Source organism: Armatimonadota bacterium (assembly GCA_017993055.1).
Taxonomy (GTDB): Bacteria; Armatimonadota; UBA5829; order DTJY01; family DTJY01; genus JAGONM01.
In genome coordinates, this window is sequence record JAGONM010000005.1 from 1 (window position 1) to 24,179 (window position 24,179).

Here is a 24,179-nt window from a genome sequence, read left to right on the forward strand (position 1 = left end):
ACGGCGGGAATACGGTAACATAGGCCGGGCGTGGGCACGGACTCACGCGGGAGGAAGCCATGGCAGGACCGAAAGCGATCCTACTGATATGCGACGGAATGCCGGACCGGCCGGTAGCCGAGTTCGGAGGGCGCACCCCGATCGAGGCCGCCGACAACGTGAACATGAACACCCTGGCGTTTGACGGCGAGTGCGGGATGATGGACCCGATCGCGCCGGGGATCAGGGCCGGCAGCGACACCTCGCACCTGGCGATACTCGGGTTCGATCCGTTCACTACATACACCGGGCGCGGCCCGTTCGAAGCCGCCGGGATCGGCATGGACGTGAAGCGGGGCGACGTGGCGTTCAGATGCAATTTTTCGACCGTTGACGACAAGCTCGTCATCCTGGACCGCAGGGCGGGCCGCATCGAGTCGGGCACGGACCAACTTGCCGCGGCTGTGAACGGCATGCAGATCGAGGACGTGACCGTCTTCTTCAAGGAGTCGGTAGCGCATCGAGGCGCGCTGGTGCTGAGAGGGCCCAGGCTCGGCGCGGACATCTCCGACGTGGACCCGCACGAGGTCGGCGAGAGAATCCACGAGGCCCATGCGGTTGACCCGGAGGACGCGGCGGGGGCCAAGACGGCGCGGATCGTCAACGCTTTCGTGTCGAAGTCCTACGAGCTTCTGAAGGACCACCCGGTGAATCAGGCCCGCGAGGCGGAGGGCAAGCCCCCCGCCAACATCATTCTCCCGCGAGGAGGAGGAGTCGCCCCGAACCTGCCGAGCTTCGAGAAGAAGTACGGCCTGAAGCCGGCGGCGGTGGTGGAGACCGGGCTTATCGCCGGAATCGCGTGTTACCTCGGCATGGACATCATCGAGACGCCGGGGGCGAACGGCGGGCTCGATTCCGACATCATGGCGATGGGGAGAGCGATACTGAAGGCGCTCGACGACCACGACTTCGTTCTCTGCAACATCAAGGGCGGAGACATCGCGGGCCACGACGGCGACGCGTTCGCGAAGGTGGGATTCGTGCAGAAGGTGGACAAGGTAGTCGGGCTGCTGCTCGAGAAGGCCGACCCCGAGACCTACATAATCCTCACCGCCGACCACGCGACGCCGATCTCGGTGAAGGATCACTCCGGCGACTCGGTCCCTATCGCCATGCGGGGGCCGGGAGTCAGGCCGGACTCGGTGAGGGAGTTCAACGAGCGGTCCGTCGTGGGCGGAGGACTTGCGCGCATACGCGGAATTGACGTGATGAACATTCTGACGAACCTGATGAACGTTCAGGAGAAGTTCGGGGCTTAGCGACCCGGGATCAGGAAGGTAGCACTATGGCGGTAACGGACGCGAGCAGAGAGAGCAAGAGCACGTTCTTCACGCCGGAACTGCTGGCCAGAGAGCAGGCGCAGAGCATGGTCGCGCCGCGAGGGCGGCTGCTCATCGCGGGATGCCGATCGGGATCCAGGCTATCGCAGCGCGTGGTCGAGCGATACCGGGAACTCCTGCAGGGAGCCGGCAGCCGGGAGGACGTTCTCCACCTCGAGAACATTGACCGCCGCTTCTCCGATGCGGAGACGGTCACACGGCTCGAGATGCACGTCAGCGGGTGCGACGTCTACCTGCTGCAGGCGTTGTTCGACCCGACCTCGGACCTCAGGATCGACCAGAACTACATGGCGTTTCTGGCGGCGGTGAGGGCGTTCCGGGAACACGGGGCGCAGCACGTGACGGGCGTGCTCCCCTATCTCGCTTACGCCCGCCAGGACAAGCCGACCGCGTTTACCCGGGAAGCGACCACCGCGCGCCTGATGGCCGACCTGAGCATCACCGCGGGGATCGACCGCCTGATCGTATGGGACCCGCACTGCGACCAGATACGCGGATTCTACGGCGGACTGCCGGTCGGCATGCTGGAGTCGCTCTCTCTGTTCATCGAGGAGTTCAGCCGGTTCGAGGGCCGGGACGACGTGATTGCGGTGGCACCGGACGCGGGACGGTCGAAGTTCGTGACGCACTTCGGCCGCGGCATTGACGTCAAGTGCGCGATCGCGGCAAAGTATCGGCCGGAACCGGAGGTCGTGACGATATCCGAGATCATCGGCGACTTCGAAGGGAAGACCATCGCCATCGTTCTCGACGACATGATCAGCAACGGCGGGACGATGCACGGCCTCGTCCGCAAGCTCGTCGAAGAGAAGGGCATCAAGGAAGTCTACCTGGGCGCGTCGCACAACCTCTGCGTCGGCAAGGCCAAAGAGAGGCTCTGCGACCTTCACGAGAACTACGGGCTGAAGCAGGTCGTGGTAACGAACAGCATTCCGCAGACCGAGGAGTTCGAGAGCCTGCCGTTCGTGACCGTGCGCTGCCTGTCGGACACGCTCGCCCGGACGATCAACCGCATCCACTACAACCGATCGGTGAGCGAGGCCTTCTACAAGCCGTAGGCAGTAACGGGGAACTCGAGGCCGAAGAGACGAGAGCTGAAAGCCGGGGCGGGAGCGCGACTCCCGCCCCTTTTCGCATTGCGCGGTGACGGCCGGCACGGAGGCGCGGCCGCTACGGTCCAGGCGTTACAGCCGCTCGGCCTGGGTCCACGCGGTCGTCAGGTCGCTGGAGATGACCTTGCAGCGGATGTAATCGTTCCGATCGGGAGCGCCGGTCACGCGATACGTTGCGGAGAGGCCCTCGACCTCCTTCAGAATCCGCCCGTGCTTCCCGACGAACCGGATCACGCAGGTCCGCCCTTCCTTCGGCGCTACGGACACCTTCATCGTCCTGCCGTCCCAACGGTAGTCCGCCAGTTCGACACCGGTCGAGGAATAGAACCTGCCCTTCGCCAGCGCATCGAGCACGGCACCGGGGGTCAACTCCGGCACGCGGCAGACTACCCACCCCAGACCGGGGTTGGAGCCGCCGGGCCTGAAGTCCTTGTAGTCGTGCGCGTCATCGGTCGCAGTCGCGTAGACGGTCCGGCCCTCCGAGAGCAGGATGTCCCAAGTCTGCTCGAGAGGCAGGTATGCGGCGCTTCCCTCGTTGTAGCTCGTGGGGCCGCCCATGTTGGCGATCTCGAGCAGGTACATTCCCTCGATCCGCAGGAGTTCGCGGTGCGTCAGGGCGAAATACCAGTTCGGATGGTTGACCATCGGGAGCGCGCCCGCGTCGCGGATGTAGTCCACGAGGTTGGCGACACTCCTGGCGGGAGTGATTAGTCGGGGCGGCACGCCTATCGTCTGCTTCAAGCCGAGGGCATTGGCGTGGATCGGCCTGCCCTCATCGGGGAGATCGAGTTCTTCACCGTGAATGCAGATGAACTGATCGTTCGGGTCCTTGTCGAGCGGGCCGACGTCGGTCACCGTCCTGTGGTCGGTCAGGAAGACGAACTCGAAGCCGTGATCCCTGTACCAGTCCATGACCTCCTGTGGCGAGACGTTGCCGTCGCTGTTGGTGGAGTGGCAGTGCAGTTGGCCCTTAGCCCACATATCGGCCGCGATGACCGCGCCGCCGCACGAGGCGAACAACAGGACGATAGCGAGCGCTGCGGACGCTGATCTGTTTCTCATGTCAAGCTACCTCCCCGGCCTGTATGCCTGCGTCCAGGCGACCGTCTCGTCGGATGCGATGACCTTGCACCGCACATAGTCGTTCTTCTCCCGTTTCCCGGCGGCAGTGTAGACTGCCGAAGCGCCCGTGCTCTCCTGGAGTATGCGGCCCCACTTGCCCACGAATCTGATCCAGTACTTCAGGCCGACCTTCGGCGCCACCTGCACTCTCATCGTATTCCCTTCGAACGAGCAGTCCGCCAGTTCGACGCCAGTGGATGCATAGAAGTCGCCGCGCCGGAGGGCGTCGAGGATGTTCTCCGCGGAGGGCGTGGGGACGCGCGCGCAGATCCATCCGCGGCCGGGGTTTGACTTGTTCGCCGCCATCTCCTTGAACGCGTGAGCATCGTCCGTGGCGGTGGCGTACACTTCGATGCCGTCCGACAACAACATGTCCCACACCTGCTCGACGGACATGACGGCCTCGCTGCCGTGGTTGTTCACCGAGGGATTGCCGTTGTACACCTCGAGGAGGTACGGCCCCTTCAGGCCTCTGAGTTCCCTGTATCCGAAGGACCAGCGGAAGTTCGGGTGGTTGACCTGCGGGACTCCGCCCGCCGCCCGGATCTGCTGAACCATCTTCGACAAGCTCTTCGCCGGAGAGCCCGCATACTGAGCGCCTCCCACAATCCGTGAGACGCCTATCGCGTTGCCGTGGATCGGCTTCGGCGCGCCCTTCACGCCGGTCTCCTCGCCGGGAATGAGAACGAAGTCGTCGCCCGGCTTGTCGAGCGGCGCCGGGTCGGTCACCTTCCAGTGGTCGCTGATCACCAGGAACTGGTACCCGTTCGACTTGTACCATTCGACCACGACGTCCGGCGCGCTGTCGCCGTCGCTGTTCGTCGTATGAGTGTGCAGATTACCCCTCGCCCAGACGAAGCCGGCGGATGACGCCGCGCCGGCGAGGAGAAGAGGCAAGGCAAGAACTGCGAGTAGCCGCACGAAGTGCTGGCGCATGACAACCTCCCATCACATCTTCGGGGATTCCTGAAGTCGGGGGCGATTTCGGGGACCCACAACGTAAGGTTAGGCCAGGGCCATCGCGAATCCTCCGTCGGACTTGTTCGGTGAAGCGATGGAGGCTATAATCAGACCAGCATGAAGGCTGGAGGTTCGGCATGCCCGAGGTGAGTTTTCGAGCGCACAACGACGAAGTGAAGCAAGTCTGGGACGCCTACCACGCGGGGAGGCCGATCCGGGTGCCATTGGTGCTGGGGCTGAACGTGCGGTACTATCTGTTCAGTTTCTGGCTGAACCCTCGAGGCATCAGCTTCGAGGCGTACAGCGAAGACCCGGAAGTGATGCTCCAAACTCAACTCGAGTTCCAGCACTACGTCAGGCACAACCTTCTCTTCGACCAGCAGATGGGGATGCCGGAGGAGGCATGGGGGGCCGTCGGCGTGGACCTTCAGAACTACTACGAAGCGGCCTGGTTCGGCTGCCCGGTTCACCATCGCGATGGGCAGGTGCCCGACACCTCGCCGATACTGGCGGACGGCAACAAGCGGATGCTATTCGACAGAGGCATTCCCGACCCGTTCACCGGCGGAATCATGGCGAAGAACCTGCGATTCTACGAGCATCTGACCGAGCGGATCAGGGGATACGAGTTCATGGGACTGCCGGTCGCCGGAGTCAGCCCGTCCGGTCTCGGCACCGACGGGCCCTTCACGGCCGCCGCGAATCTCAGAGGGGCGACGGAGATATGCCTCGACATCTACGAGGACCCGGACTTCGCAAGAGAACTGCTGGACTACATCACCGAGGCGACGATCGCGCGGATCAGGGCGTGGAGGGAGAAGCTCGGACATGACATGAAGCCGCAGAACTGGGGATTCGCGGACGACAGCATCCAACTGCTCTCGACCGAGACATACCGCGAGTTCGTTCTTCCGTGTCACAAGCGGCTGGTCTCGGAACTGGCGGGTTCGGGGCCTCACAGCATCCACCTGTGCGGGGATGCGACCCGGCATTTCAGGACGATCCGCGACGAGCTGAACGTGAACGCCTTCGACACGGGCTATCCCGTGGACTTCGCGCGGCTGCGCGAGGAACTGGGCCCGGACGTTCACATCAACGGCGGACCTACGGTGGCGCTCCTGCAGAGGGGGACGCCGGATGAGGTTCGATCCGAGGTGAAGCGCATACTCTCAACCGGAATCATGGACGGCGGGAAGTTCGTGCTTCGCGAGGCGAACAATATGTCGCCCGGGATACCCGAGGAGAACGTCGCGGCGATGTACCTGGCGGCGAAGGAGTTCGGGTGCTACCAGTAACGCGAAGGGGCGGAAGCATGACTCCCGCCCCGACTGACTGCATCTCGATCACTGCCCCATGCGGTCGGCCATCTCGCGGAGTCGCCTGACCCGCTCCGGGATGGCGGGATGCGTACTGAAAAGACTCCCGATCCCGCCGTGAAGAGGATTCACGATCATCATGTGCGCGGTCGCGGGACTCGCCTGCGCGGGGATGATCTTCGAGGCGCCCTCCAGTTTCAGAAGCGCATCCGCCAGGCCGAGCGGCTTGCCGCTTATGGAAGCGCCGGTTGCGTCGGCCTGATACTCCCTCGATCGGGAGATAGCCATCTGGATCAACAGCGCGGCCAGCGGCGCCACTACCGCGAGCGCCAGCATGCCGAGTGCGCCGCCACCCCGATCGCTGTCGCGGCCGGTGCCGAGAATGGCCGCCCAGCGCGCCATGTTGCCGATCAGCATGATCGCGCCCGCGAAGGTAGCCGCGATCGTACCGATCAGGATATCGCGGTTCTTGACGTGCGCCAACTCGTGAGCCAGAACGCCCTCCACCTCATCTCGGTCGAGGATTCGCAGCAACCCTTCCGTCACCGCGACGGCCGCGTGTTGAGGGTTGCGCCCGGTGGCGAAGGCGTTGGGCGATTCGCCGGGAACGACGTAGAGTTTGGGCATGGGGAGACCCGCCTCTTGGGTCAGCCGGGCCACTATGGCGTAGAGTTCGGGCGAATCGGCCTCGGTGATCGGCCTGGCTCGGTAAGTGGCAAGCACGATCCTGTCGCTGAACCAGTAGCTCCCCACGTTCATGACGATCGCAATGCCGAAGGCCCAGACCATGCCGCTCATCCCGCCGACCATGCGTCCGATCCAGAGGGCGAGGGCGGTGAGCGCCGTGAGAAGAATGCCCGTCTTGAGTGCGTTCATGCAAGTCCTCCTGCAAAAAAGACCCTCTCCGCGGACCGCTCGCGTTGCGAGGGCGGCGCGGCGAAGGTCTCGCGTGTACGATTTCCATCGAGTTCCGAACGAGGCCGGTCCGCGCCTTGCGGCCGAACGTGTTGACGACCCGTTCACCCCGGGACGATCCCGGGGCGCTACTCCCCTTCAGAGCCGTTTCTATTATAGCTCCATTTCGGCTGCGGGTCAACTGCCCGGCGGCGGCGCTTTCGCCTGCGGCGCTCGCCCGGGAGGGCCTAGCGGACACACGGCGGAGACCAAATATGTTTGACAAAACGCGCTCACTGTGGTACAATCCATGTGAATCTGGACATGACAAGCATTCTAAGCACTGGTTGCTCGTATGAATGGCGGGGCAACCAGTGCTTATGTTATTAGGAAGTCGAGGTGCAAGCCCTATGACCACTGAGAACGAGATCGTCCTTACTGCGGAAGGCTTCAAGAAGATCGAGCAGGAACTGGAGCGCCTTCGCACCGTGCAGAGGAAAGAAGTGGCCGAGAGGATCAGGGAATCTAAGGATTTCGGTGAGCTCTCGGAGAACTCTGAGTACGAAGACGCGAAGAACGAGCAGGCCTTCGTGGAGGGACGCATCATGGAACTGAAGCGGATCCTCCACAACGCGCTCGTAATCGAGAAACGCGACGTCAAGACCAACCGCGTCAGCATCGGGTCCAAGGTCACGGTGCGCGACATGGACACGAAGGACGAGTGGGTCTACACCATAGTCGGTTCGATTGAAGCGGATCCCGCGGAGGACCGGATTTCCAACGAATCGCCCGTCGGGGAAGCCCTGATGGAGCAGAAGGTCGGCGACCTGGTGACGGTGGAAGCCCCCGCCGGGGAGATGCACCTGAAGATCGTAAAGATCGCCAAGTAGCGCCGTCCCGGGATCGAAGATCCTTCAACGAACAGCGTATAGCCGGTCGTGCCGCATCGGGAACGAGCATTCGCCGCCCGACGGCAAGGACAAGCTGTACGCTGTTCAGCGTATGGGAAGAGGGGCACGCCAGTGTACGAAGACAATGACCTCGTGGAGCACAGACTCGAGAAGCTGTCGAGGCTTCGGGAACTCGGATCAGACCCGTTTGCCATAGAGCGCTACGAACGGACACACGCGGCGCAGGAAGTCCTCGACTCCGCCGACGACCTGGAAGGGCAGACGGTGTCGGTGGCGGGCCGGGTGGTTTCGCTTCGGCCGATGGGAAAGGCCTCGTTCGCGCACATACAGGACGGAAGCGGCCGAATCCAGGTCTACCTGAAGACCGACCAGATCGGCGAGGACAGTTACCGCCTCGCGCGCGAGTTGGACATCGGAGACTTCATCGGCGCGCGCGGGACGGTCGGCAGGACGCGCATGGGAGAGACGTCGGTCTTCGCCACCGAGTTCGAGTTCCTCGCGAAGTCGCTCCGGCCGATCCCTATCGGCAAGCAGAAGGGCGACGCTGAGTGGTACACACTGCACGACGTGGAGCAGCGGTACCGGCAGAGGTATCTCGACCTGATCGTGCACCCGGAAGTCATGGAGACCATGCTGAACCGCAGTCGAATCGTGCAGGCGGTGCGCGAGTTCCTGAACGCAGACGGGTTCATCGAGGTCGAGACCCCGGTCCTACAGGCGGTCGCGGGAGGCGCGGCGGCACGGCCGTTCACGACATATCACAACGCGCTGGACCACGATTTCCACCTTCGCATTTCGCTCGAGCTCTACCTCAAGCGGCTGATCGTCGGGGGGTTCGACAAAGTCTACGAGATGGGCCGGGTGTTCCGCAACGAAGGCATCTCGACGCGGCACAACCCGGAGTTCACGATGCTGGAACTATACCAGGCATACGCGAACCTCGAAGACATCATGGGTCTCGTGGAGCGGATGTTCGCGTTCGTGAGCGAGAAGATTCACGGAGGGCCGCGGTTCGAGTTCCAGGGACAGACGATAGATCTCACCCCGCCGTGGAAGCGTCTGCCGCTGCTGGAAGGAATCAAGCAGTACGCGGGCGTGGAGCCAGAGGAGTTCCGGAGTGTAGAGACGGCGAAGGCGGCGGGCGAGCGGCTCGGCCTGCCGATGGAGCAGGAGACGACGATCGGCGGGATCATAGACAAGATACACGAGCGGTTCATGCAGCCGAACCTGATTCAGCCGACGTTCATCACCGACTTTCCGCTGGACATTTCTCCGCTCGCGAAAAAGAGGCAGGACGACCCGACGCTCACGAGGCGCTTCGAGCCGTACATAATCGGTCAGGAGATGGGCAATGCATTCTCGGAGATCAACGACCCGATTGACCAGCGCGAGCGGTTCGTGGCTCAGGGAAGGATGCGAGCATCCGGGGACGAGGAAGCTCACCCGATGGACGAGGACTTCCTGAGGGCGCTGGAGTACGGGATGCCGCCGACCGGAGGACTCGGCGTCGGGATTGATCGCCTGGTGATGATGTTCACGGACTCGCCGTCAATCCGCGACGTGATACTGTTCCCACAGCTCAAGCCGGAGCAGTGACCTAAGCCACGCGGACTACAACCTGCCTGGGGCGGGGGCCGTCGAACTCGCACAGATAGATGACCTGGTACTCTCCGAGAAGCAACCGGCCGTCCTCCACTATGACGTCTATGGACGAGCCGATCAGGCTGGCTTTGGCATGGGCGTCGGCGTTGCCCTGGGCATGCTGGTAGGAGCCGAGCCTGGGGACGAGACCGTTCAGAATGTCTATGATGTCGCGCAGGACGTAGGGATCCACGCTCTCGTTGATCGTGACTCCCGATGTGGTGTGGGTGACGAAAACGGTGCAGTTCCCTTCTCTGACACCGCTGGCCTGAACGACCTCCTGTATCCTGTCGGTGATATCAATGAACTGAGTCCTCGCCGACGTATCTATGCTGATGCGCTTGATCATGGACTTACCCCCGGAACGTGCCTGTTTCCCCGGCCTGCGCGGCTTCTCATCGCTCCCGTCGAACAGCCCCGGCTGTTCGGACCGCTCGGCGGCGGCACTCGCGAGATTGTCGGCGGCTTTGTTCTTCTCCCTCGGAACATGATGGACCGAGGCGTCGTCGAAACCGCGGATGAGATCCACCGCGGACTGATACAGCGGCTGCAGGCCTGGAGACTTCACCTTGTAGCGGCCGGCGATCTGGCGCTGCATCAGTTCGCTGTCCGTGTATACCGCGACCTCCGAGAATCCCATCTCGCGGACTTCGGAGAGGCCTCGGATCAGGGCCGTGTACTCGGCGAAGTTATTCGTCGCACGGCCTATGTGCGAGCCGATCTCCTTCAGCACCTTGCCCGACTCGTCACTGATGACCACTCCTATGCCGGCGGGACCGGGGTTGCCCTTTGCCGCTCCGTCAACGGCGAGGATCGCGCGGCCCGGCTTCATTTGCTCTCCTTGAAGAGAATCCGGCCGCAGTTCTCGCAGGTCAGGATATCCTTGTCCGTATCAAGCTGACGCAACTGAAACGGCATGAGGCCGGTGTGACATCCGCCGCACTGATTTCCCTCGATCTTGCCGACCGCGAGGACGCCGACCCGCGCCTGAAGGGACTGGTAACGCTTCAAGAGGCCGGGATCAACGTGCGACAGGGCGGTGTCGCGCCGGTGAGTGAGTATCTCGATGTTCTTCTGCAGTATCCGCGTGTTCTCGGCCAGCTTGGCCGTGTGCGCCGCCAGTTTGTCCTCGCTCTGCCGGAGCCTTTCGGCTGCTTCGGCGTGAACGGCCTTCCTCTCCTCGATCAGGTCCATCAACTCCAGTATGCGCTCCTCGAGCTTGCCCCGCTGACGGTCGAGCATTGCGATCTCGTCCTGCATGCTCTGGAGTTCCTTGGGATTCGCGACCTTGCCGGAGTACATCTTCTCCTGGAACTGCTTCTTCTTGTCCTCGACGGCCTTGACGTTCAGTTCCTTGTCGCGCTGCTCTGTGGACGCTTCATGGAGAAGCTGCTCGGCCTCAGCAGAAAGAACTCGCAGGCGCTCGACCTGTTCCTTTCTGGAGGAGCCGTCGTCGAGCGCGGCGAGGGCCTTCCTGTACTTCTCGAGGTCAAGGTCCACGAGTTGCAGTTGGTAGAGCGCGTCGAGCTGTTCGCTCATGTCGAAATCCCTTCCTCTCGCGATGCAGGCGAGGCTGGGGAATTCTAACAGAAGCGCCGGGCGGTGTCAACGCGCGCCGGAGTCAATCAAGGGTGAAGTGGAACGTCTCACGCTTGCGGTAGTTCCTGGGGATGCCGTCCTGAACCGCAGGCTTGTATTTCCGGCTGTTCACACAGTCGGCGGCCGCCCTGTCGAGATCGGAGTTGCCGGACGAATTGCTGACCTTGACGGCGGTGACTCTGCCCTCGGTGTTGACGGTGTACTCGACGGTGACCGAGCCCTGGATGTCACGCTGCTTGGCGGACTCGGGGTACTTCGGACGCCTGGAGCCGCTCACGAGTTCGGGGACCGATCTGTCAGCCAGGGTCGAGACATGCTTCGGCTTGCAGACGGTGCACTTCGACTCCGGCTGCCTGCCCGGCCGATAGGACTTGACTACGGTATGCTCGCAGTCCGGCCCGGGGAGCATCCCTGAGGCTGCGCAGACGCGCACATCAACGTCCGGGGGAGGAGGCGGAGGCGGCGGTGGCGGGGGAGCAGGCTCCTTGCCCGGACCGGGAGCCGCGTCCTGGACGGGCTCCGGCTTGCCGGTCCCTTCGCCGCTGCCCGACCCGGAGCCTCTGCCGCCGGGCGAGCCCGGCACCCATCCTACGGGAGTCTTCCCGCTGCCGCCGAGATCCTGCCCGCGGCCGCTTCCCGTGCCGGTGTTCAGGTCGCCCCCCGGATCGCCCGCGGGCTTGCCGGATGCAGTATCCGGAGGACGCTTGAATACGTTGGCAAGCCCCGAGAGTAATCCGGGTCTGGGCGAAGGCTTCGGCTGCGGCGGAACGTTCGTCGGCGGGTTGACGTTTGTCGGCCTCGGGCGCGGGGGCGGGGCCGTCCGCATCTTCTCGGGCGGCGGTACCCGGACCTGGCCACTGTCAGCGGGAGAAGGCGTCGCGGCGGGCTTGACCTCCTCCGGCACGGATGTCGGTTCTTCCGGAAGGGTCACGACCTTGACCTGGACGAGCTTGAGACTGTCGGGGTCGAACTTGCGAGCGGCGTAGCTCGCACCGACGAGCGCCAGCACGACCAGGTGCAGGCCGACGGATACGGCTATGGTGCGTCTGAGAAGCTTGTCCCCCATCGGCTAACTCTTCTTTGCCTTAGGCTCGGTGGCGATGGTGAGAAGCTCTGCGCCGGCGCGCTTGGCCTCGTCCATGACCTCGATACCCTTGCCCCAGTTGTTCTCCTTGTCGCAGTTGATGACGACGACCATCTTCGGATTGTCCCGCAGGCGCGCCTGCAGCAGAGGATATATCTCCTCAAAGCTGACCCGGCGCTTGTCAACGTAGTACGACCCGCCGCCGGTGATGGTCACGACGGTCTTCACGACGGAGCGGTCGGTCGCCATCTCGGACTTGGGCAGGTTGACCGGCATGCCCTTCATCGTCGTCATAGCAAGCGACGCGATCATGAAGAAGACGAGGAGGAAGAAGACCGTGTCAATCATCGGGATGATCTCGATGCGAGCCTTTCTAGGCTCCGACCGCTTCAGCCTCATTGCGCTCCTCCGTGTCGGTCGAGAGAATGTTGACGAGCCGGGTGCCGTATACTTCCATGTCGCTGACGATCATCTTTGCACGCTCGGTCAGGTAGTTGTACCCGACGAGCGTGACGATGGCGATGGCAAGACCCGTAGCGGTGGCGATCAGGGCCTCCGCAACTCCGCCGGTGATCGCGGTCGGCGTACCGATACCGGCCTTGTTCGAGATCACGCTGAACGCACGGATCATGCCGGTGACGGTCCCCAGGAGCCCGAGCAGCGGCGCGATGGTGATGATGGTGTCGAGCATGTGCAGGCGCTTGAAGACCTCAGGGGTCAGCTTCAGCGCGTGCTCTTCCATGCAGTGCTCGACCGACCGCGCGTCGCTCCGGGCGCACTTGAGCCCGCTCGCGAGCATCGAGCCGAGCGGGGTGCCGTCGCGCTCGCAGGCCTGTTCGGCCTCACGGTACTTGCCGAGCGCGAGATGGTTCTCGACGCGCGCCATAAGGCCCGCCGAATCACCCGCGGACTCCTTGAGCCGCTTCCACCGTTCGATCATCACCGCGACCGAGATCACCGAGCATGCCACCAGCGGCACCATAACCGGGCCGCCCTTGCACAGGAAACCGAAGGCGTCACCTAACCAGGTCATCGAGCAGTCTCCTCCTCCAATATCAAGACTCCGACGCGGGATTCCCCGCCCGCGCGGCGGAAATGCCTGCACTTGGATTATCGGCAGACGCCTCGGCAAAGCACAGGGCGAGCGCATCCGGCAGGACTGCCGGACGGTAGCGGCGAACACCCCGGAGGGGGCCATGCCGGATCAGGCCTCTACCCTTCGAGCATGTCCCGGCAGGGAGGCGGTACTCGGATATGAACGTTGACCTCTTCTCGCAGGTCTTCTGGAGCGGCGCGGTGGCGCTGATTCTGTCGCGTATCTGGGATATCGCTAAGATACTGATATTCTTCCTGGTCGTGCGCTGCATCGCGTACCGACTTGTGGACCGCGTCACCCGCGCAATCGAGAGCAGGGAGACGAACCTGACGCCGCCGATCTCCGCGGGCCGCGTCCGGACTCTCGGCAGCCTCGTCAAGAGCACCGTTTTCTACGTGCTGACGTTCATCTCGGGCGTGATGCTTCTCAGGGTCTTCAACGTGGACATCGCCCCGGTGCTGACCGCCGCCGGCGTAGTCGGCCTGGCGGTCGGGTTCGGCGCGCAGAAACTGGTGAGGGACATTATCTCAGGCTTCTTCATCGTGCTGGAAAACCAGTACGCCGTGGGCGACTATGTCACGATCGGCGTGGTGACGGGGACGGTCGAGGAACTGGGAATGCGCATTACGCGTATCAGGGACGATGTCGGCAAGCTGATCATCATCGCAAACGGAGATATCGTACTGGTGACGAACCACTCGCGCGGACCGGTTCTCGCGAGCCTGGAGGTCAGCGTCGCGCGAGACACGGACCTGGACCGCGCGCGCTCGGTCATTGACGAGATCGGCAGGGAGATCGAGTCGAGCGTGAGCGGAGTGGTGACGGCCCCGAAGGCGGACGGCCTCACCGCGGCGGACGCGGCGAAGGTCACGATCCGGGTATCGGGCGAGGTGAAGCCGGGAAGATCGGATGCCGTCCAGTCCGCCCTGCGCGAGCGGATCATGAGCCGCTTCGAGCAGGAAGGGATCAAGCTAGTCTAGGGATTCGTCGGACCGGAGTCCCGCACGTTGACATTCCGCCTCCCGATGGCCTAGAATGAGGCTGGGAGGTAAGCAACCGATGAGATATGCCGCGCCGCGCGGGACGGCCGACGTTTTGCCGCGCGAGAGCCCCAAATGGCAGTACGTCGAGAGCAAGTTTCGCGATGTCTGCCTCCTATACGGTTACAATGAGCTCCGTACGCCCACATTCGAGGAAACGGAGCTTTTTGCGCGCAGCATCGGCCAGCATACCGACATCGTAAGCAAGGAGATGTACACGTTCCTCGATCGCGGCGAGCGGAGCATGACTCTCCGGCCCGAAGGCACCGCGCCAATCGTGCGCGCGTACCTCCAGCACAGTCTTTTCGGCGAGATGCCGGTCACGAAGGTGCACTACGTCGCAAGCATCTTCCGCTACGAGCGGCCCCAGGCCGGACGATTCCGCGAGCACCACCAGGTCGGGGTCGAGGCGCTCGGCTCACAGGACCCGGCGATAGACGCCGAGGTCATATCGCTCCTGATGCAGTACCTGACATCGCTCGGGCTCCAGGGTCTCGAACTCAAGATCAACTCGGTCGGCTGCCCGGAGTGCCGCCCGGGATACCGCGAGGCGCTCAGGAAGGCGGTCGAGCCCTACCTGGCCGAACTCTGCGGAAACTGCCAAACGAGATACGACGCGAACCCACTGAGGATGCTCGACTGCAAGGTTCCGGGCTGCCGGGAGCTGACCGTGAACGTCCCGGACATCGCGGACCACCTCTGCGAGGAATGCTCGGGGCACCTGGGATCGGTCTTGCGTTACCTGGAACTGCTCGGCATCGGATACGTTCTCGACCCCAGGCTTGTGCGCGGATTCGACTACTACACCAAGACGGCATTCGAGGTCGCGAGCAGTCATCTCGGCTCGCAGAACGCGGTCGGTGGAGGAGGCCGTTACGACGGCCTGGTCGAGGAGATGGGCGGGCAGCCGACGCCGGGAGTCGGATTCGGGTCGGGCATCGAGCGGACGCTCGCGATCATGGAGGCGCAGGGAATCGAGACCCCGGACACCGCGCGCCCGGATATCTTCGTGGCCACGCTCGGCGAAGGGTCCCGCGAGGCGGGAATCAGACTGGTGGCGGACCTGCGCCGGGCCGGGATCGCCGCTGAGACCGACTATTCGGGCAAGAGCCTCAAAGCTCAGATGAAGGCGGCCGGACGCGAGCAGGCTCGCTTCACAGCGATCATCGGGGACGACGAGATGAGCCGAGGCCTGGCAAAGCTGAGGAACATGGAGACGAGAGAAGAGACGGACGTTCCGCTCGATCAGGCGGTGGAGAAGATAAGACGCCTTTTGGCATAGGTCGCATGCGTCCCACGGGACCTATGGGGCGGATCGGACACACAGGAGTGAGACAATGGACTGGCAGAGGACGAGGAAATGCGGCGAACTGACGGCTGAGGACATCGGCGCGGAGGTCCGCCTCAACGGATGGGTTCAGAAGCGGCGCGACCACGGCGGGCTGATCTTCATTGACCTGCGCGACCGATGGGGAATCGTGCAGGTCGTGGTTGACCCGAGCACCGCGAAGGCTGCCCACAAGGAGGCCGAGACCGTCCGGAGCGAGTTCGTCCTCAGCGTGCAGGGCAAGGTAAGAAGGCGCCCGGAGGGAACCGAGAACCCACAACTCTCGACGGGCGAGATCGAGGTCGCAACTGAAGAGATACAGATTCTCAACACTTCCAAGACGCCGCCGTTCCACATCTCAGACGAGACCGGCGTAGATGAACTCGTGCGCCTCAAGTACCGCTACCTCGACCTTCGGCGCCCGGCAATGCAGGAGAAGCTGATCCTGCGGCACAAGCTCATCAAGCTGATGCGCGACTTCCTCGACGCACGCGAGTTCGTCGAGATCGAGACGCCGATCCTGATCAAGAGCACACCCGAGGGCGCAAGGGACTACCTCGTGCCGAGCCGGCTCTACCCGGGGAACTTCTACGCGCTGCCCCAGTCGCCCCAGCAGCTCAAGCAGCTTCTGATGGTTGCGGGCATCGAGCGCTACTTCCAGATCGCGAAGTGCTTCCGCGACGAGGACCCGAGAGCAGACCGCCAGCCGGAGTTCACTCAGCTCGACCTCGAAATGTCGTTCTGCAAGCAGGACGACGTGTTGGAGATCATCGAGGCGCTGATGATCGAGATCGTCGAAACGCTCTCCGACAAGAAGATCGTGAAGCCGTTCCCGCGCCTGACATACGCCGAGGCGATGGAGAGGTACGGGACCGACAAGCCGGACCTGCGATTCGGGCTCGAACTCGTGAGCTTCGCGGATATCGTGGCCGGCAGCGAGTACATGGTGTTCAAGAACGCGCTCGAGAAGGGCGGCGAGGTGAAGGGCGTGCTCGCGCCGGGATGCGCGAGTTACAGCCGAAAGGACATTGACGACATCACGGCGCTCGCCCGAACGTTCGGGGCCAAAGGCCTGCTGACGATACAGGTCACGCCCGAGGGCATCAGGTCGCCGAGCGCGAAGTACCTGACCGAGCAGGAGATGTCCGGCATCGTGGAGCGCTCGGGTGCGAAGGTCGGCGACATGATCATGATCGTCGCGGACGAGCCGGCGGTCGCCGCGAAGGCGCTCGCCGGGCTGCGGCTGGAGATGGGCAGACGGCTGAACCTGTGCGACCCGGAGATGCTCTACTTCGCGTGGGTCGTTGACTTCCCGATGTTCGAGTGGGATGAAAAGGCGAACCGATGGGACTCAGCGCACCACCCGTTCACCTCGCCGCATGAGGACGACATCCCGCTGCTCGACTCCGATCCGGGCAAGGCGCGCTCGAACGCATACGACCTCGTCTGCAGCGGAGCGGAGGTCGCCAGCGGGAGCATCAGGATCCACCAGCGCGAGGTACAGGAGAAGGTCTTCCGCCTGCTCAACATCCCTGAAGAGGAACAGAAGGCCAGATTCGGCCACATGCTCGAGGCCTTCGAGTACGGCGCCCCACCCCACGGCGGGATCGCTCCGGGCATTGACCGCCTTGTGATGCTGATGCTCGGAGAGGAGAACATCCGCGAGGTGATCGCGTTCCCCAAGACCGCGACGGCGTACGATCCGATGACGGAAGCCCCATCGGCGGTGACCGAGGACCAGCTCAAGGAACTGCATATCAAGCTGCGCGAGGGGGCGGCGTCGGAGATACGCACCGTGTAGTGACGGGGGCTGAGGATGAGATACGGAAAGCCGGCATGCCTACAGATCATGCTCCTGCTTCTCGCTTCCGGCGCCGTTCGGGCGGTTGATGACTACGATCCGCGCCTGGAGCAGAGGGTGAGCATCCGCTCGACAGGACAACCCCTGGGGAGCTTCCTGGGAGCGCTCGCGATCGAGACGGGCGTCACCGCAAAGGCCGATCCGAGCGTCGCGCACCACAAGCTCACGGTGCTGACCAAGGACCTTCCTCTGTCTCAACTCCTCTCCGGGGTCGCCGAAGCCCTGCACCTTCAGCTGAAATCAACCAAGAGCGAAGACGGCACGTTCACACACCAGTTATACGAGGACCGCGACTCCAAGACCAAGGCCGACCAGCTCTACTACCTGGACAAATCGGCTCTGAGAAGGCAAGCGGACCGCGCGGCCGAAGTGCTGAGGCTCGGGCTCTCGGAGGAAGAACTGCAGAAGAGGATTGAAGGAGACGCCGTCTTGAAGCCGTACATCGGCGAGAAGAGCTTCCGCACCGCGATCGAGGTCTACAGCACGCTGTCGGCAGGGGATCGAGCGAGGCTCTGGGAGATCGGCCTGCTGCAGGTTGCCCTGACTGCGATTCCCTCCGACACGCGGAAGAAGGTCACCGCGCTGTTCGATGAGAACCGGAGACAGCGCGAGACGGCGGACAACGTCAAGCTCGACGAGAGCGCCAGTTCGACGATGTTCGAGACCCACGACGACCCCCTGGCGGGCCGGTCGCTCGCCTTCCACATCGTCGGGACGGGGACCCACGGCATCACCTATATGTTCATGCCTTCGCCCGAGGCCGGTCGCGACCTGCTGGGCAACGACGAGTTCTTCACGCTCAAGGAAGACGCCAAGACCGGCGAGTATTCGACCGAGGCGAGGAACCTGCCGGAGAGGTTGGCAGGCGACGCCAACACGGAACTGCCCGAGGTCACGATGACGGAGGCACTCCAGCGCATTCACGAGGCGTCCGGAATCAGCATCATCGCCGATCATTACACCCCCCGCTATTCGTCGAAGGGATACGTGGACCGATGGTCAATCACGCGCGGGGAGACGATCGCGCACGAGATCGAGAAGGTAGCGGAGGTATACCAACTCAAGTGGAAGTTTGCAGGCGACGCGTGCATCGCCTGGAGCAAGACATGGTACGAGGACCGACGGGTCGAGATTCCGACGGCCACGATCCAGCACTGGCAGTCCGTATACCAGAAGAACCAGGGTCTGGACCTACCGACTCTGCAGGAGATGGCGCTGCTCAACGACAGGCAGCAGAAGACCTTCAGGTACTACGGGATTTCCGTACCGGAGTCGTTCTACCCGTGCATGCGGGCGCTCAGGTTCTACTCGACACTCGCGCCCTCGGAGGCGGAGCAGGCGGCGACAGGGAGCGGGATTGAGGCCGACAAGCTCGCGGACGACCAGAGGCAGGCCCTCATCCACTGGCTGACGTCGCCGGTCGGATCGGAGCGGACGCCTTCGCGGTTCTCCGATGCCGATGCGAAGGGAGCGGTCATCCGGGTGACGCCGACCGACTCCGGCATGGCGTTTCGGGCGATGACATCCGACGGCCGCATCCGCGAAGATGTTTTGACGCTCAGGTGACGGGATGTTGCCGGTATGTTTACCGGGTTGCGGAAACAGGCCACTTGTGCTATCATGGGTGCGTACAGAGAGTACGAAGCATTCTGAAAAGTACCCTGCTGTGTTCGTGATAGCTGAGGGGGTTTTGAGCCGACACTCAAACCTGATGGAGCCGGATTCGTCCGCGGAGTGGCAGCTTCGAGCAATCGAGGAATCGCGTAAGCGTACGTGAAGGCATCCGCCCGTTTTTCTACGGGTTCAAAAACCTGATAGGCACACGGCACGGCGGGGTTCTTTTTCGCCTCGCCGGACTGAGGTTAAGCGATGCGGCGATCCGACGACGATCAGCCAACAGACCTCTTCGACCACGCGGCCACGAAGGCCGCGGAGAGCGAAGCCCCCCTTGCAGCCCGCATGCGGCCGCGCACCCTCGACGAGTTCATCGGACAAGAACACATCGTGGGCCCCGGGAAGCTGCTTCGCAGGGCAATCGAGACCGACGAGCTTCGGTCGGTGATATTCTGGGGGCCCCCCGGCTGCGGCAAAAGCAGCCTGGCATCCATCATAGCCCGAACCACGAAGAGCCACTTCGATAACTTCAGCGCCGTGACTTCCGGGGTCGCCGACATCCGCAAGATCATCGAGAAGGCCCGAGAGCGGAGGAAGTTCTACGGCCACAAGACGATCCTCTTCGTGGACGAGATCCACCGCTTCAACAAGGCACAGCAGGACGCCTTTCTGCCGCACGTCGAGGACGGTACCATCGTCCTCATCGGGGCCACCACCGAGAACCCATACTTCGAGGTCAACTCGCCGTTGATCTCGCGATCGCGGATATTCCGGTTCGAGCAACTCGGCGACGAACAGATGGAACAGATCATCCGGCAGGCGATCGAGGACGAAGAGCGCGGACTGGGAAAGTTCCGCGTCGAGGTAGCGGAGGAGGCGATGCGTTTCATGGTTGGCATCGCGAACGGCGACGCGAGGGGCGTGCTCAACGCGCTGGAACTCGCGGCGCTCACGATACCGCCGGACGAGGAGGGCAGGCGCCTGGTCACCGTGGAGTTGGCAGAGGAAGCAATCCAGCAGAGGGCGATCAGCTACGACAAGGACGGCGACAACCACTACGACATCATATCGGCATTCATCAAGTCCATGCGCGGCTCGGACCCGGACGCGGCCCTCTACTGGCTGGCGCGGATGATCTACGCGGGAGAAGACGCGAGGTTCATAGCGCGCAGGATCGTCATCCAGGCGGCGGAGGACGTCGGGAACGCCGACCCGATGGCGCTCGTGCTGGCGACGGCCGCGGCTCACGCGGTGGAGTACGTCGGGATGCCAGAGGCGCAGATCCCCCTCGCGCAGGCGGCGGTCTATCTCGCGTGCGCGCCGAAAAGCAATGCCTCGTATCTTGGGATCAGCAGGGCGCTGAAGGACGTCGCGGAGAGGCGCACGGAGCCGGTCCCACTTCACCTCAGGGACACAAACTACCGGGGCGCTCGCCAGATGGGCCACGGCAGAGGATACAAGTACCCGCATGACTTCCCCGGCGGGTATGTCGAGCAGAGGTACGTACCGGAGGGTGCGCAGTCGCAACCCTACTACGAGCCCACCGAGCGAGGGCGGGAAGCGAAGTTCAAGGCGCGGCTGGACAGAATCAGGGGCAAGTCGGAGGGGTCGGACGAGCCGGAAGGCGAGTAGGAGTGGGAGCCGGGTGCGAGTACGATCAGGAGTACGAGTAGGAGTAGGAGTGGGAGCCGGGTGCGAGTACGATCAGGAGTGCGAGTACGAGTAGGAGTGGGAGTGGAGGAAAGGTAATCGTCGCGATGAGCGGGGGAGTGGACAGCTCCGTCGCGGCGGCGATGCTGGTGCGCGAGGGCTACGACGTCTTCGGCGTGACCATGAACCTGCGGCCGATTGAGTCCGAGCCGGACGAGACCGGCCGCGCGTGCTGTTCGCCGGCGGCGGCCGCAGACGCTCGCCGGGTCGCGGACCTGCTCGGCATCCCGCACTACGTGCTGGACTTCTCGGACGTATTCAGGGAAGCCGTGATCGGCGACTTCATCGAGGAGTACCGTCGGGGGCGGACCCCTAATCCCTGCGTGAGATGCAATCGGTTCGTGAAGTTCGAGGCGCTGATGGAGAAGGCCCGCGCACTCGGGGCGGACAGGATCGCAACAGGACACTACGCCAGGATCGTGTTTGACGCGCTTCGCGGGCGATGGCTGCTCAAGCGGGGGACGGACTCCTCCAAGGACCAATCGTACGCCCTATACGCGATGACCCAGGAACAGCTTGCGCGCACCCTCATGCCGCTCGGAGGGCTGACTAAGACCGAGACGCGAGCTATCGCCCGCGAACTCGGGCTGGAGGTGGCTTCCAAGGCGGAGAGCCAGGACATATGCTTCGCGGACGGCCGCGACTACGCCGGATTCCTGAGCCGGGCGGCGCCGGAACTCGTGTCGCCCGGGCCGATCCTCGACACATCGGGCAGAGAGATCGGCCGGCACAGGGGCATCGCGTTCTACACGGTCGGCCAGCGCCGGCGCATCGGAATCGCGGCCCGCGAGCCTCTCTACGTCGTCGAGATAGACACCCGACGCAACGCGGTGGTCGTCGGAACGAACTCGGAGCTGTATTCGGGCGGGCTCGTCGCCTCGGAGATGAACTTCGTCTCGATCGAGCGCCCGGGGGGTACAATTGCGGGCACGGCGAAGATCAGGTATAATATGCAGGATTCGGAGGCGCTGCTGAGCGTGCAGGCGGATGACACGGCGCTGATCAGATTCGAGCGGCCTCAGAGAGCCGTCGCGCCGGGGCAGGCCGTGGTCTTCTACGCCGGCGAGGACGTCGTCGGAGGCGGAACGATCGAATCCGCCCTGAGGTAACACATCGGAGGTGCAACCGTGCAGGCACTACAGGCGATTCTGATGGTGACGGCGATTGTCGCCGTCGCGGCGATCGCGTGGGCGGTCGTAACGCTGGTCAGGGGAGTCCTGAGCGAACTGAACAGGCTTACCAAGATGATTGATGAAGAGATAGTCCCGGTGATCCGGGATGCGCGCACCACGGTGAACGACACCGACCGGTTGATCGCAAGCGCGGCTGAGACCGTGCGGCGTGTTGACCGCCTGACCGGCGGCGCCGAGGGACTGATTGACGGATCGGTGGCCGGCCTGGCCGCGAACAAGACCGTGCAATCGGCATCCGTTCAAGTGCTGAGTGTTTACGAGGGAATCAGGCGGGGAATAAGGTTCCTGCGTGGTTCATCCGACGAAGTCCAAGACAAGGGGGGTACTACTGATGAGCAATGACGATGAGAGAAACGTGTTGTTGAGCGTGCTGGCAGGCATCGGGCTGGGCGCAGTGATCGGCGCGACGGCGGGGCTGCTTCTGGCGCCGAGAGCCGGTTCGGAGACACGCCAGGACCTCAGGAAGACAGCGGAGGACCTCAAGGCCAGGGCAGAGGAACTAGCCGGCCAGTTGAGTGAGTCGGTTGACAGCCTCGTCGGCAAGAGCAGGGAGATGGTTGACTCTGCCAAGACAAAGGTTCAGCAAGCAGTGGACGCCGGCAAACAGGCTGTGGCGGAGAAGCGCCAGGAACTCGAGCAGCAGATAGAAGGCACGACCGAGGCCTAGCCTCGCGTCGGATCATCCGACCGGGTGCGATGCGCGCACGAATCAACGCCGCGCCCGGTTTCGGGTGTCGTCGAAAGGTGGATTCGGATGAACCTCAAGGTCAACGCGAGCTCGCTCGGCGAGAAAGCCTCGGCGATCAGCCTCGAAGGCGAGGTGGACGTTTTCACAGCGCCCCTGCTGAAGCAGCAGATCATCAGCCTGCTCGACGACGGCGTCACCGACATCACTGTAGACCTCGGAGCCGTAGAGTACCTCGACAGCACGGCGCTTGGAGTACTCATCGGAGGCCTCAAGCGCCTGAGAGAACGCGACGGAACGTTGAGCCTCGTCATCCCCAACCCCAGAATCAGGCGAATCTTCGAGATCACAGGCCTGGACAAGATCTTCGACATATACCAGACGCAGGATGAAGCACTTGGTAGCAAGGGAGGTTAGCAAGTGAACAATCACGATCAAGCTGCGGTGGTTGAACTCAGGATGCCCTGCAGGCCCGAGTTCGTCGGAGTCGCCAGGCTGATGATCCTCGGCGTTGCCGGGCGGAGTTCGTTCTCTTACGACGAGATCGAGGACATCAGGCTCGCCGTCGGTGAGGCATGCACCGCCGCTGTGGAGCGGGCAGTCAAGGCCGAGCAGACCGACACCGTCCTCTGCATCACGTGCCGGATCAACGACAGTCAACTCACAATAGACGTCACGGACGAGGTTGAGCGGGAGCCGGCGACGGCACCCGAGGATGATCAGCCCGTGGACGGGCTGGACGAAGAGAGCATCAGCGCGCTCCTGATGGAGCTGCTGGTAGACGAAATCCGGGTCGAGCCGACGGGTCCCCGCGGCACCCGGATTCATATGTCCAAGCATGTAGGACAGGCATAGATGGCAACCCGAAGGAAAGGGGGCTTGGCGGACTGGACCGATGAGAACGCCGAGTTCCTTTTCGCGCAGTACCTGGAGTGCAAGGATTCGGCGATCCGCGACCGACTCGTGCTGATGCACCAGAATCTCGTCAGGTTTCTCGCCGGCAAGTTCATGAACCGCGGCGAACCGATCGAGGACCTGGTGCAGGTCGGCACGATCGGGCTGATCAACGCCATAGATCGGTTCGACCCATCAAGGGGCACGAAGTTCTCCACATACGCGACACCCACGATCGTCGGGGAGATACGCCGGCATTTCCGGGACAAGGCGTGGAGCCTCAAGGTGCCCCGCCGCCTGCAGGAGTTGAACCTCGCCGCAAACAAGGCGGCTGAGAACCTCTCCCAGAAGCTCGGCCGATCCCCCTCCATACAAGAGATCGCGCAGGAGGTCGGCGCAAGCGAGGAGGAGACCCTCGAGGCCATAGAACTCGGCAACGCGTACGACACGGTATCGCTGGACAGCAGACTCGCCTACGAGAGCGAGTCGGCGCTGCTGCCCCTCACGGACTTCGTCGGAAACACGGACGGCTCGCTAGAGAGCCTGGAGAAGTACGGCGACCTCAACCAGGCGCTTGACTGCCTCGATCCGCGCGAGCGTTCGATAATATACCTGAGGTTCTACCGCGACATGTCGCAGACCGACGTCGCGAGAAAGCTCAAGATTTCCCAGATGCACGTCTCGAGACTCCAACAGAAGGCGCTCGCGCGCCTGAAGGAACTCCTGTCCGGCTAGAGACAC

At 63.3% G+C, this 24,179-nt stretch carries 24 protein-coding genes, 1 other RNA gene and 1 pseudogene; 17 read left to right on the plus strand and 9 right to left on the minus strand.

Features of this window, described 5'->3' with window-relative positions; translation table 11 throughout:
- Window positions 1-59: 59 nt before the first annotated feature.
- A complete protein-coding gene (locus KBC96_03220) occupies window positions 60-1,298 on the plus strand; it encodes a 2,3-bisphosphoglycerate-independent phosphoglycerate mutase (GenBank protein MBP6963398.1) in 1,239 nt (412 codons plus the stop codon).
- Between the two features lie 26 nt (window positions 1,299-1,324).
- Window positions 1,325-2,437: a ribose-phosphate pyrophosphokinase gene (locus tag KBC96_03225; protein ID MBP6963399.1), complete on the plus strand. Its 1,113-nt coding sequence runs from the start codon at window positions 1,325-1,327 to the stop codon at window positions 2,435-2,437.
- 126 nt (window positions 2,438-2,563) lie between these two features.
- On the opposite strand, the gene KBC96_03230 is transcribed toward KBC96_03225, so the two are convergent.
- Both KBC96_03230 and KBC96_03235 read right to left on the minus strand, forming a co-directional pair.
- Entirely contained in the window at window positions 2,564-3,553 is a 990-nt protein-coding gene (locus KBC96_03230) for a PHP domain-containing protein (GenBank protein ID MBP6963400.1), read from the minus strand.
- Between the two features lie 6 nt (window positions 3,554-3,559).
- Window positions 3,560-4,549, minus strand: a complete 990-nt coding sequence (locus KBC96_03235) for a PHP domain-containing protein (GenBank protein MBP6963401.1) — start codon at window positions 4,547-4,549, stop codon at window positions 3,560-3,562.
- Window positions 4,550-4,710: 161 nt separating this feature from the next.
- Here KBC96_03235 and KBC96_03240 point away from each other — a divergent pair, with 161 nt between their 5' ends.
- Window positions 4,711-5,868 carry a hypothetical protein gene (locus tag KBC96_03240; GenBank protein MBP6963402.1) on the plus strand — a complete coding sequence of 386 codons (1,158 nt, stop codon included), beginning with the start codon at window positions 4,711-4,713 and terminating at the stop codon, window positions 5,866-5,868.
- A gap of 48 nt (window positions 5,869-5,916) precedes the next feature.
- On the opposite strand, the gene htpX is transcribed toward KBC96_03240, so the two are convergent.
- A complete protein-coding gene (htpX, locus tag KBC96_03245; GenBank protein MBP6963403.1) occupies window positions 5,917-6,765 on the minus strand; it encodes a zinc metalloprotease HtpX in 849 nt (282 codons plus the stop codon).
- 428 nt (window positions 6,766-7,193) lie between these two features.
- Between htpX and greA the strand changes: the two genes are divergently transcribed.
- The gene (gene greA, locus KBC96_03250) at window positions 7,194-7,673 is read left to right on the plus strand and encodes a transcription elongation factor GreA (protein MBP6963404.1); all 480 of its coding nucleotides are present in this window, start codon (window positions 7,194-7,196) and stop codon (window positions 7,671-7,673) included.
- Between the two features lie 132 nt (window positions 7,674-7,805).
- Window positions 7,806-9,290 carry a lysine--tRNA ligase gene (gene lysS, locus KBC96_03255; protein MBP6963405.1) on the plus strand — a complete coding sequence of 495 codons (1,485 nt, stop codon included), beginning with the start codon at window positions 7,806-7,808 and terminating at the stop codon, window positions 9,288-9,290.
- A 1-nt stretch (window position 9,291) separates the two neighbouring features.
- Here the strand turns inward: lysS and KBC96_03260 are convergent, their stop codons facing one another.
- The 6 genes and pseudogenes from KBC96_03260 to KBC96_03285 all read right to left on the minus strand — a co-directional run bounded on the left by KBC96_03260 (window position 9,292) and on the right by KBC96_03285 (window position 13,051).
- Window positions 9,292-9,684, minus strand: coding sequence for a secondary thiamine-phosphate synthase enzyme YjbQ (locus KBC96_03260; GenBank protein MBP6963406.1), 393 nt, complete (start codon window positions 9,682-9,684; stop codon window positions 9,292-9,294).
- Window positions 9,685-9,762: 78 nt separating this feature from the next.
- Window positions 9,763-10,167 (minus strand): annotated as a pseudogene (locus KBC96_03265) (ribonuclease HI family protein).
- Window positions 10,164-10,874 (minus strand): hypothetical protein, encoded by a 711-nt coding sequence (locus tag KBC96_03270; GenBank protein ID MBP6963407.1) that lies wholly within the window; start codon window positions 10,872-10,874, stop codon window positions 10,164-10,166. The pseudogene KBC96_03265 and the gene KBC96_03270 overlap by 4 nt, the downstream one beginning before the upstream one ends.
- An 82-nt stretch (window positions 10,875-10,956) precedes the next feature.
- Complete coding sequence (locus KBC96_03275; GenBank protein ID MBP6963408.1) at window positions 10,957-12,000, minus strand: TonB family protein; 1,044 nt, start codon at window positions 11,998-12,000, stop codon at window positions 10,957-10,959.
- Between the two features lie 3 nt (window positions 12,001-12,003).
- Window positions 12,004-12,417: a biopolymer transporter ExbD gene (locus tag KBC96_03280; protein MBP6963409.1), complete on the minus strand. Its 414-nt coding sequence runs from the start codon at window positions 12,415-12,417 to the stop codon at window positions 12,004-12,006.
- Window positions 12,392-13,051 carry a MotA/TolQ/ExbB proton channel family protein gene (locus KBC96_03285; protein MBP6963410.1) on the minus strand — a complete coding sequence of 220 codons (660 nt, stop codon included), beginning with the start codon at window positions 13,049-13,051 and terminating at the stop codon, window positions 12,392-12,394. Before KBC96_03285 ends, KBC96_03280 begins: the two co-directional genes overlap by 26 nt.
- Before the next feature lie 221 nt (window positions 13,052-13,272).
- On the opposite strand from KBC96_03285, the gene KBC96_03290 reads away from it, so the two are divergent.
- From KBC96_03290 to KBC96_03345, 12 genes are all read left to right on the plus strand, one after another.
- Window positions 13,273-14,094, plus strand: a complete 822-nt coding sequence (locus KBC96_03290) for a mechanosensitive ion channel family protein (GenBank protein MBP6963411.1) — start codon at window positions 13,273-13,275, stop codon at window positions 14,092-14,094.
- A gap of 79 nt (window positions 14,095-14,173) precedes the next feature.
- Window positions 14,174-15,436: a histidine--tRNA ligase gene (locus KBC96_03295; GenBank protein ID MBP6963412.1), complete on the plus strand. Its 1,263-nt coding sequence runs from the start codon at window positions 14,174-14,176 to the stop codon at window positions 15,434-15,436.
- Between the two features lie 55 nt (window positions 15,437-15,491).
- Window positions 15,492-17,282 (plus strand): aspartate--tRNA ligase, encoded by a 1,791-nt coding sequence (gene aspS / locus KBC96_03300; protein ID MBP6963413.1) that lies wholly within the window; start codon window positions 15,492-15,494, stop codon window positions 17,280-17,282.
- Window positions 17,283-17,297: 15 nt separating this feature from the next.
- Entirely contained in the window at window positions 17,298-18,908 is a 1,611-nt protein-coding gene (locus KBC96_03305) for a hypothetical protein (GenBank protein ID MBP6963414.1), read from the plus strand.
- 89 nt (window positions 18,909-18,997) lie between these two features.
- A non-coding RNA gene (ssrS, locus tag KBC96_03310) (6S RNA) lies at window positions 18,998-19,183 on the plus strand.
- A gap of 28 nt (window positions 19,184-19,211) precedes the next feature.
- The gene (locus KBC96_03315) at window positions 19,212-20,588 is read left to right on the plus strand and encodes a replication-associated recombination protein A (protein ID MBP6963415.1); all 1,377 of its coding nucleotides are present in this window, start codon (window positions 19,212-19,214) and stop codon (window positions 20,586-20,588) included.
- Window positions 20,589-20,713: 125 nt separating this feature from the next.
- The gene (gene mnmA, locus KBC96_03320) at window positions 20,714-21,775 is read left to right on the plus strand and encodes a tRNA 2-thiouridine(34) synthase MnmA (protein MBP6963416.1); all 1,062 of its coding nucleotides are present in this window, start codon (window positions 20,714-20,716) and stop codon (window positions 21,773-21,775) included.
- A gap of 18 nt (window positions 21,776-21,793) precedes the next feature.
- Window positions 21,794-22,201, plus strand: coding sequence for a hypothetical protein (locus KBC96_03325; GenBank protein ID MBP6963417.1), 408 nt, complete (start codon window positions 21,794-21,796; stop codon window positions 22,199-22,201).
- Window positions 22,191-22,526 carry a YtxH domain-containing protein gene (locus tag KBC96_03330; GenBank protein MBP6963418.1) on the plus strand — a complete coding sequence of 112 codons (336 nt, stop codon included), beginning with the start codon at window positions 22,191-22,193 and terminating at the stop codon, window positions 22,524-22,526. The genes KBC96_03325 and KBC96_03330 overlap by 11 nt, the downstream gene beginning before the upstream one ends.
- An 87-nt stretch (window positions 22,527-22,613) precedes the next feature.
- A complete protein-coding gene (locus KBC96_03335; GenBank protein MBP6963419.1) occupies window positions 22,614-22,961 on the plus strand; it encodes an STAS domain-containing protein in 348 nt (115 codons plus the stop codon).
- Between the two features lie 3 nt (window positions 22,962-22,964).
- Window positions 22,965-23,399 (plus strand): ATP-binding protein, encoded by a 435-nt coding sequence (locus tag KBC96_03340; GenBank protein MBP6963420.1) that lies wholly within the window; start codon window positions 22,965-22,967, stop codon window positions 23,397-23,399.
- Window positions 23,400-24,173 carry a SigB/SigF/SigG family RNA polymerase sigma factor gene (locus KBC96_03345; GenBank protein MBP6963421.1) on the plus strand — a complete coding sequence of 258 codons (774 nt, stop codon included), beginning with the start codon at window positions 23,400-23,402 and terminating at the stop codon, window positions 24,171-24,173.
- Window positions 24,174-24,179: the final 6 nt, after the last annotated feature.

Coding starts and splice junctions, on each gene's coding strand:
- KBC96_03290 (MBP6963411.1), top strand. CDS start 13,273: ATGAACGTTGACCTCTTCTCGCAGGTCTTCTGGAGCGGCGCGGTGGCG.
- KBC96_03270 (MBP6963407.1), bottom strand. CDS start 10,874: ATGAGCGAACAGCTCGACGCGCTCTACCAACTGCAACTCGTGGACCTT.
- KBC96_03345 (MBP6963421.1), top strand. CDS start 23,400: ATGGCAACCCGAAGGAAAGGGGGCTTGGCGGACTGGACCGATGAGAAC.
- KBC96_03225 (MBP6963399.1), top strand. CDS start 1,325: ATGGCGGTAACGGACGCGAGCAGAGAGAGCAAGAGCACGTTCTTCACG.
- KBC96_03240 (MBP6963402.1), top strand. CDS start 4,711: ATGCCCGAGGTGAGTTTTCGAGCGCACAACGACGAAGTGAAGCAAGTC.
- KBC96_03305 (MBP6963414.1), top strand. CDS start 17,298: ATGAGATACGGAAAGCCGGCATGCCTACAGATCATGCTCCTGCTTCTC.
- mnmA (MBP6963416.1), top strand. CDS start 20,714: ATGAGCGGGGGAGTGGACAGCTCCGTCGCGGCGGCGATGCTGGTGCGC.
- KBC96_03295 (MBP6963412.1), top strand. CDS start 14,174: ATGAGATATGCCGCGCCGCGCGGGACGGCCGACGTTTTGCCGCGCGAG.
- KBC96_03285 (MBP6963410.1), bottom strand. CDS start 13,051: ATGACCTGGTTAGGTGACGCCTTCGGTTTCCTGTGCAAGGGCGGCCCG.
- KBC96_03315 (MBP6963415.1), top strand. CDS start 19,212: ATGCGGCGATCCGACGACGATCAGCCAACAGACCTCTTCGACCACGCG.
- aspS (MBP6963413.1), top strand. CDS start 15,492: ATGGACTGGCAGAGGACGAGGAAATGCGGCGAACTGACGGCTGAGGAC.
- KBC96_03275 (MBP6963408.1), bottom strand. CDS start 12,000: ATGGGGGACAAGCTTCTCAGACGCACCATAGCCGTATCCGTCGGCCTG.
- KBC96_03230 (MBP6963400.1), bottom strand. CDS start 3,553: ATGAGAAACAGATCAGCGTCCGCAGCGCTCGCTATCGTCCTGTTGTTC.
- KBC96_03260 (MBP6963406.1), bottom strand. CDS start 9,684: ATGATCAAGCGCATCAGCATAGATACGTCGGCGAGGACTCAGTTCATT.
- greA (MBP6963404.1), top strand. CDS start 7,194: ATGACCACTGAGAACGAGATCGTCCTTACTGCGGAAGGCTTCAAGAAG.
- KBC96_03335 (MBP6963419.1), top strand. CDS start 22,614: ATGAACCTCAAGGTCAACGCGAGCTCGCTCGGCGAGAAAGCCTCGGCG.
- KBC96_03330 (MBP6963418.1), top strand. CDS start 22,191: ATGAGCAATGACGATGAGAGAAACGTGTTGTTGAGCGTGCTGGCAGGC.
- KBC96_03280 (MBP6963409.1), bottom strand. CDS start 12,417: ATGAGGCTGAAGCGGTCGGAGCCTAGAAAGGCTCGCATCGAGATCATC.
- htpX (MBP6963403.1), bottom strand. CDS start 6,765: ATGAACGCACTCAAGACGGGCATTCTTCTCACGGCGCTCACCGCCCTC.
- KBC96_03220 (MBP6963398.1), top strand. CDS start 60: ATGGCAGGACCGAAAGCGATCCTACTGATATGCGACGGAATGCCGGAC.
- KBC96_03235 (MBP6963401.1), bottom strand. CDS start 4,549: ATGCGCCAGCACTTCGTGCGGCTACTCGCAGTTCTTGCCTTGCCTCTT.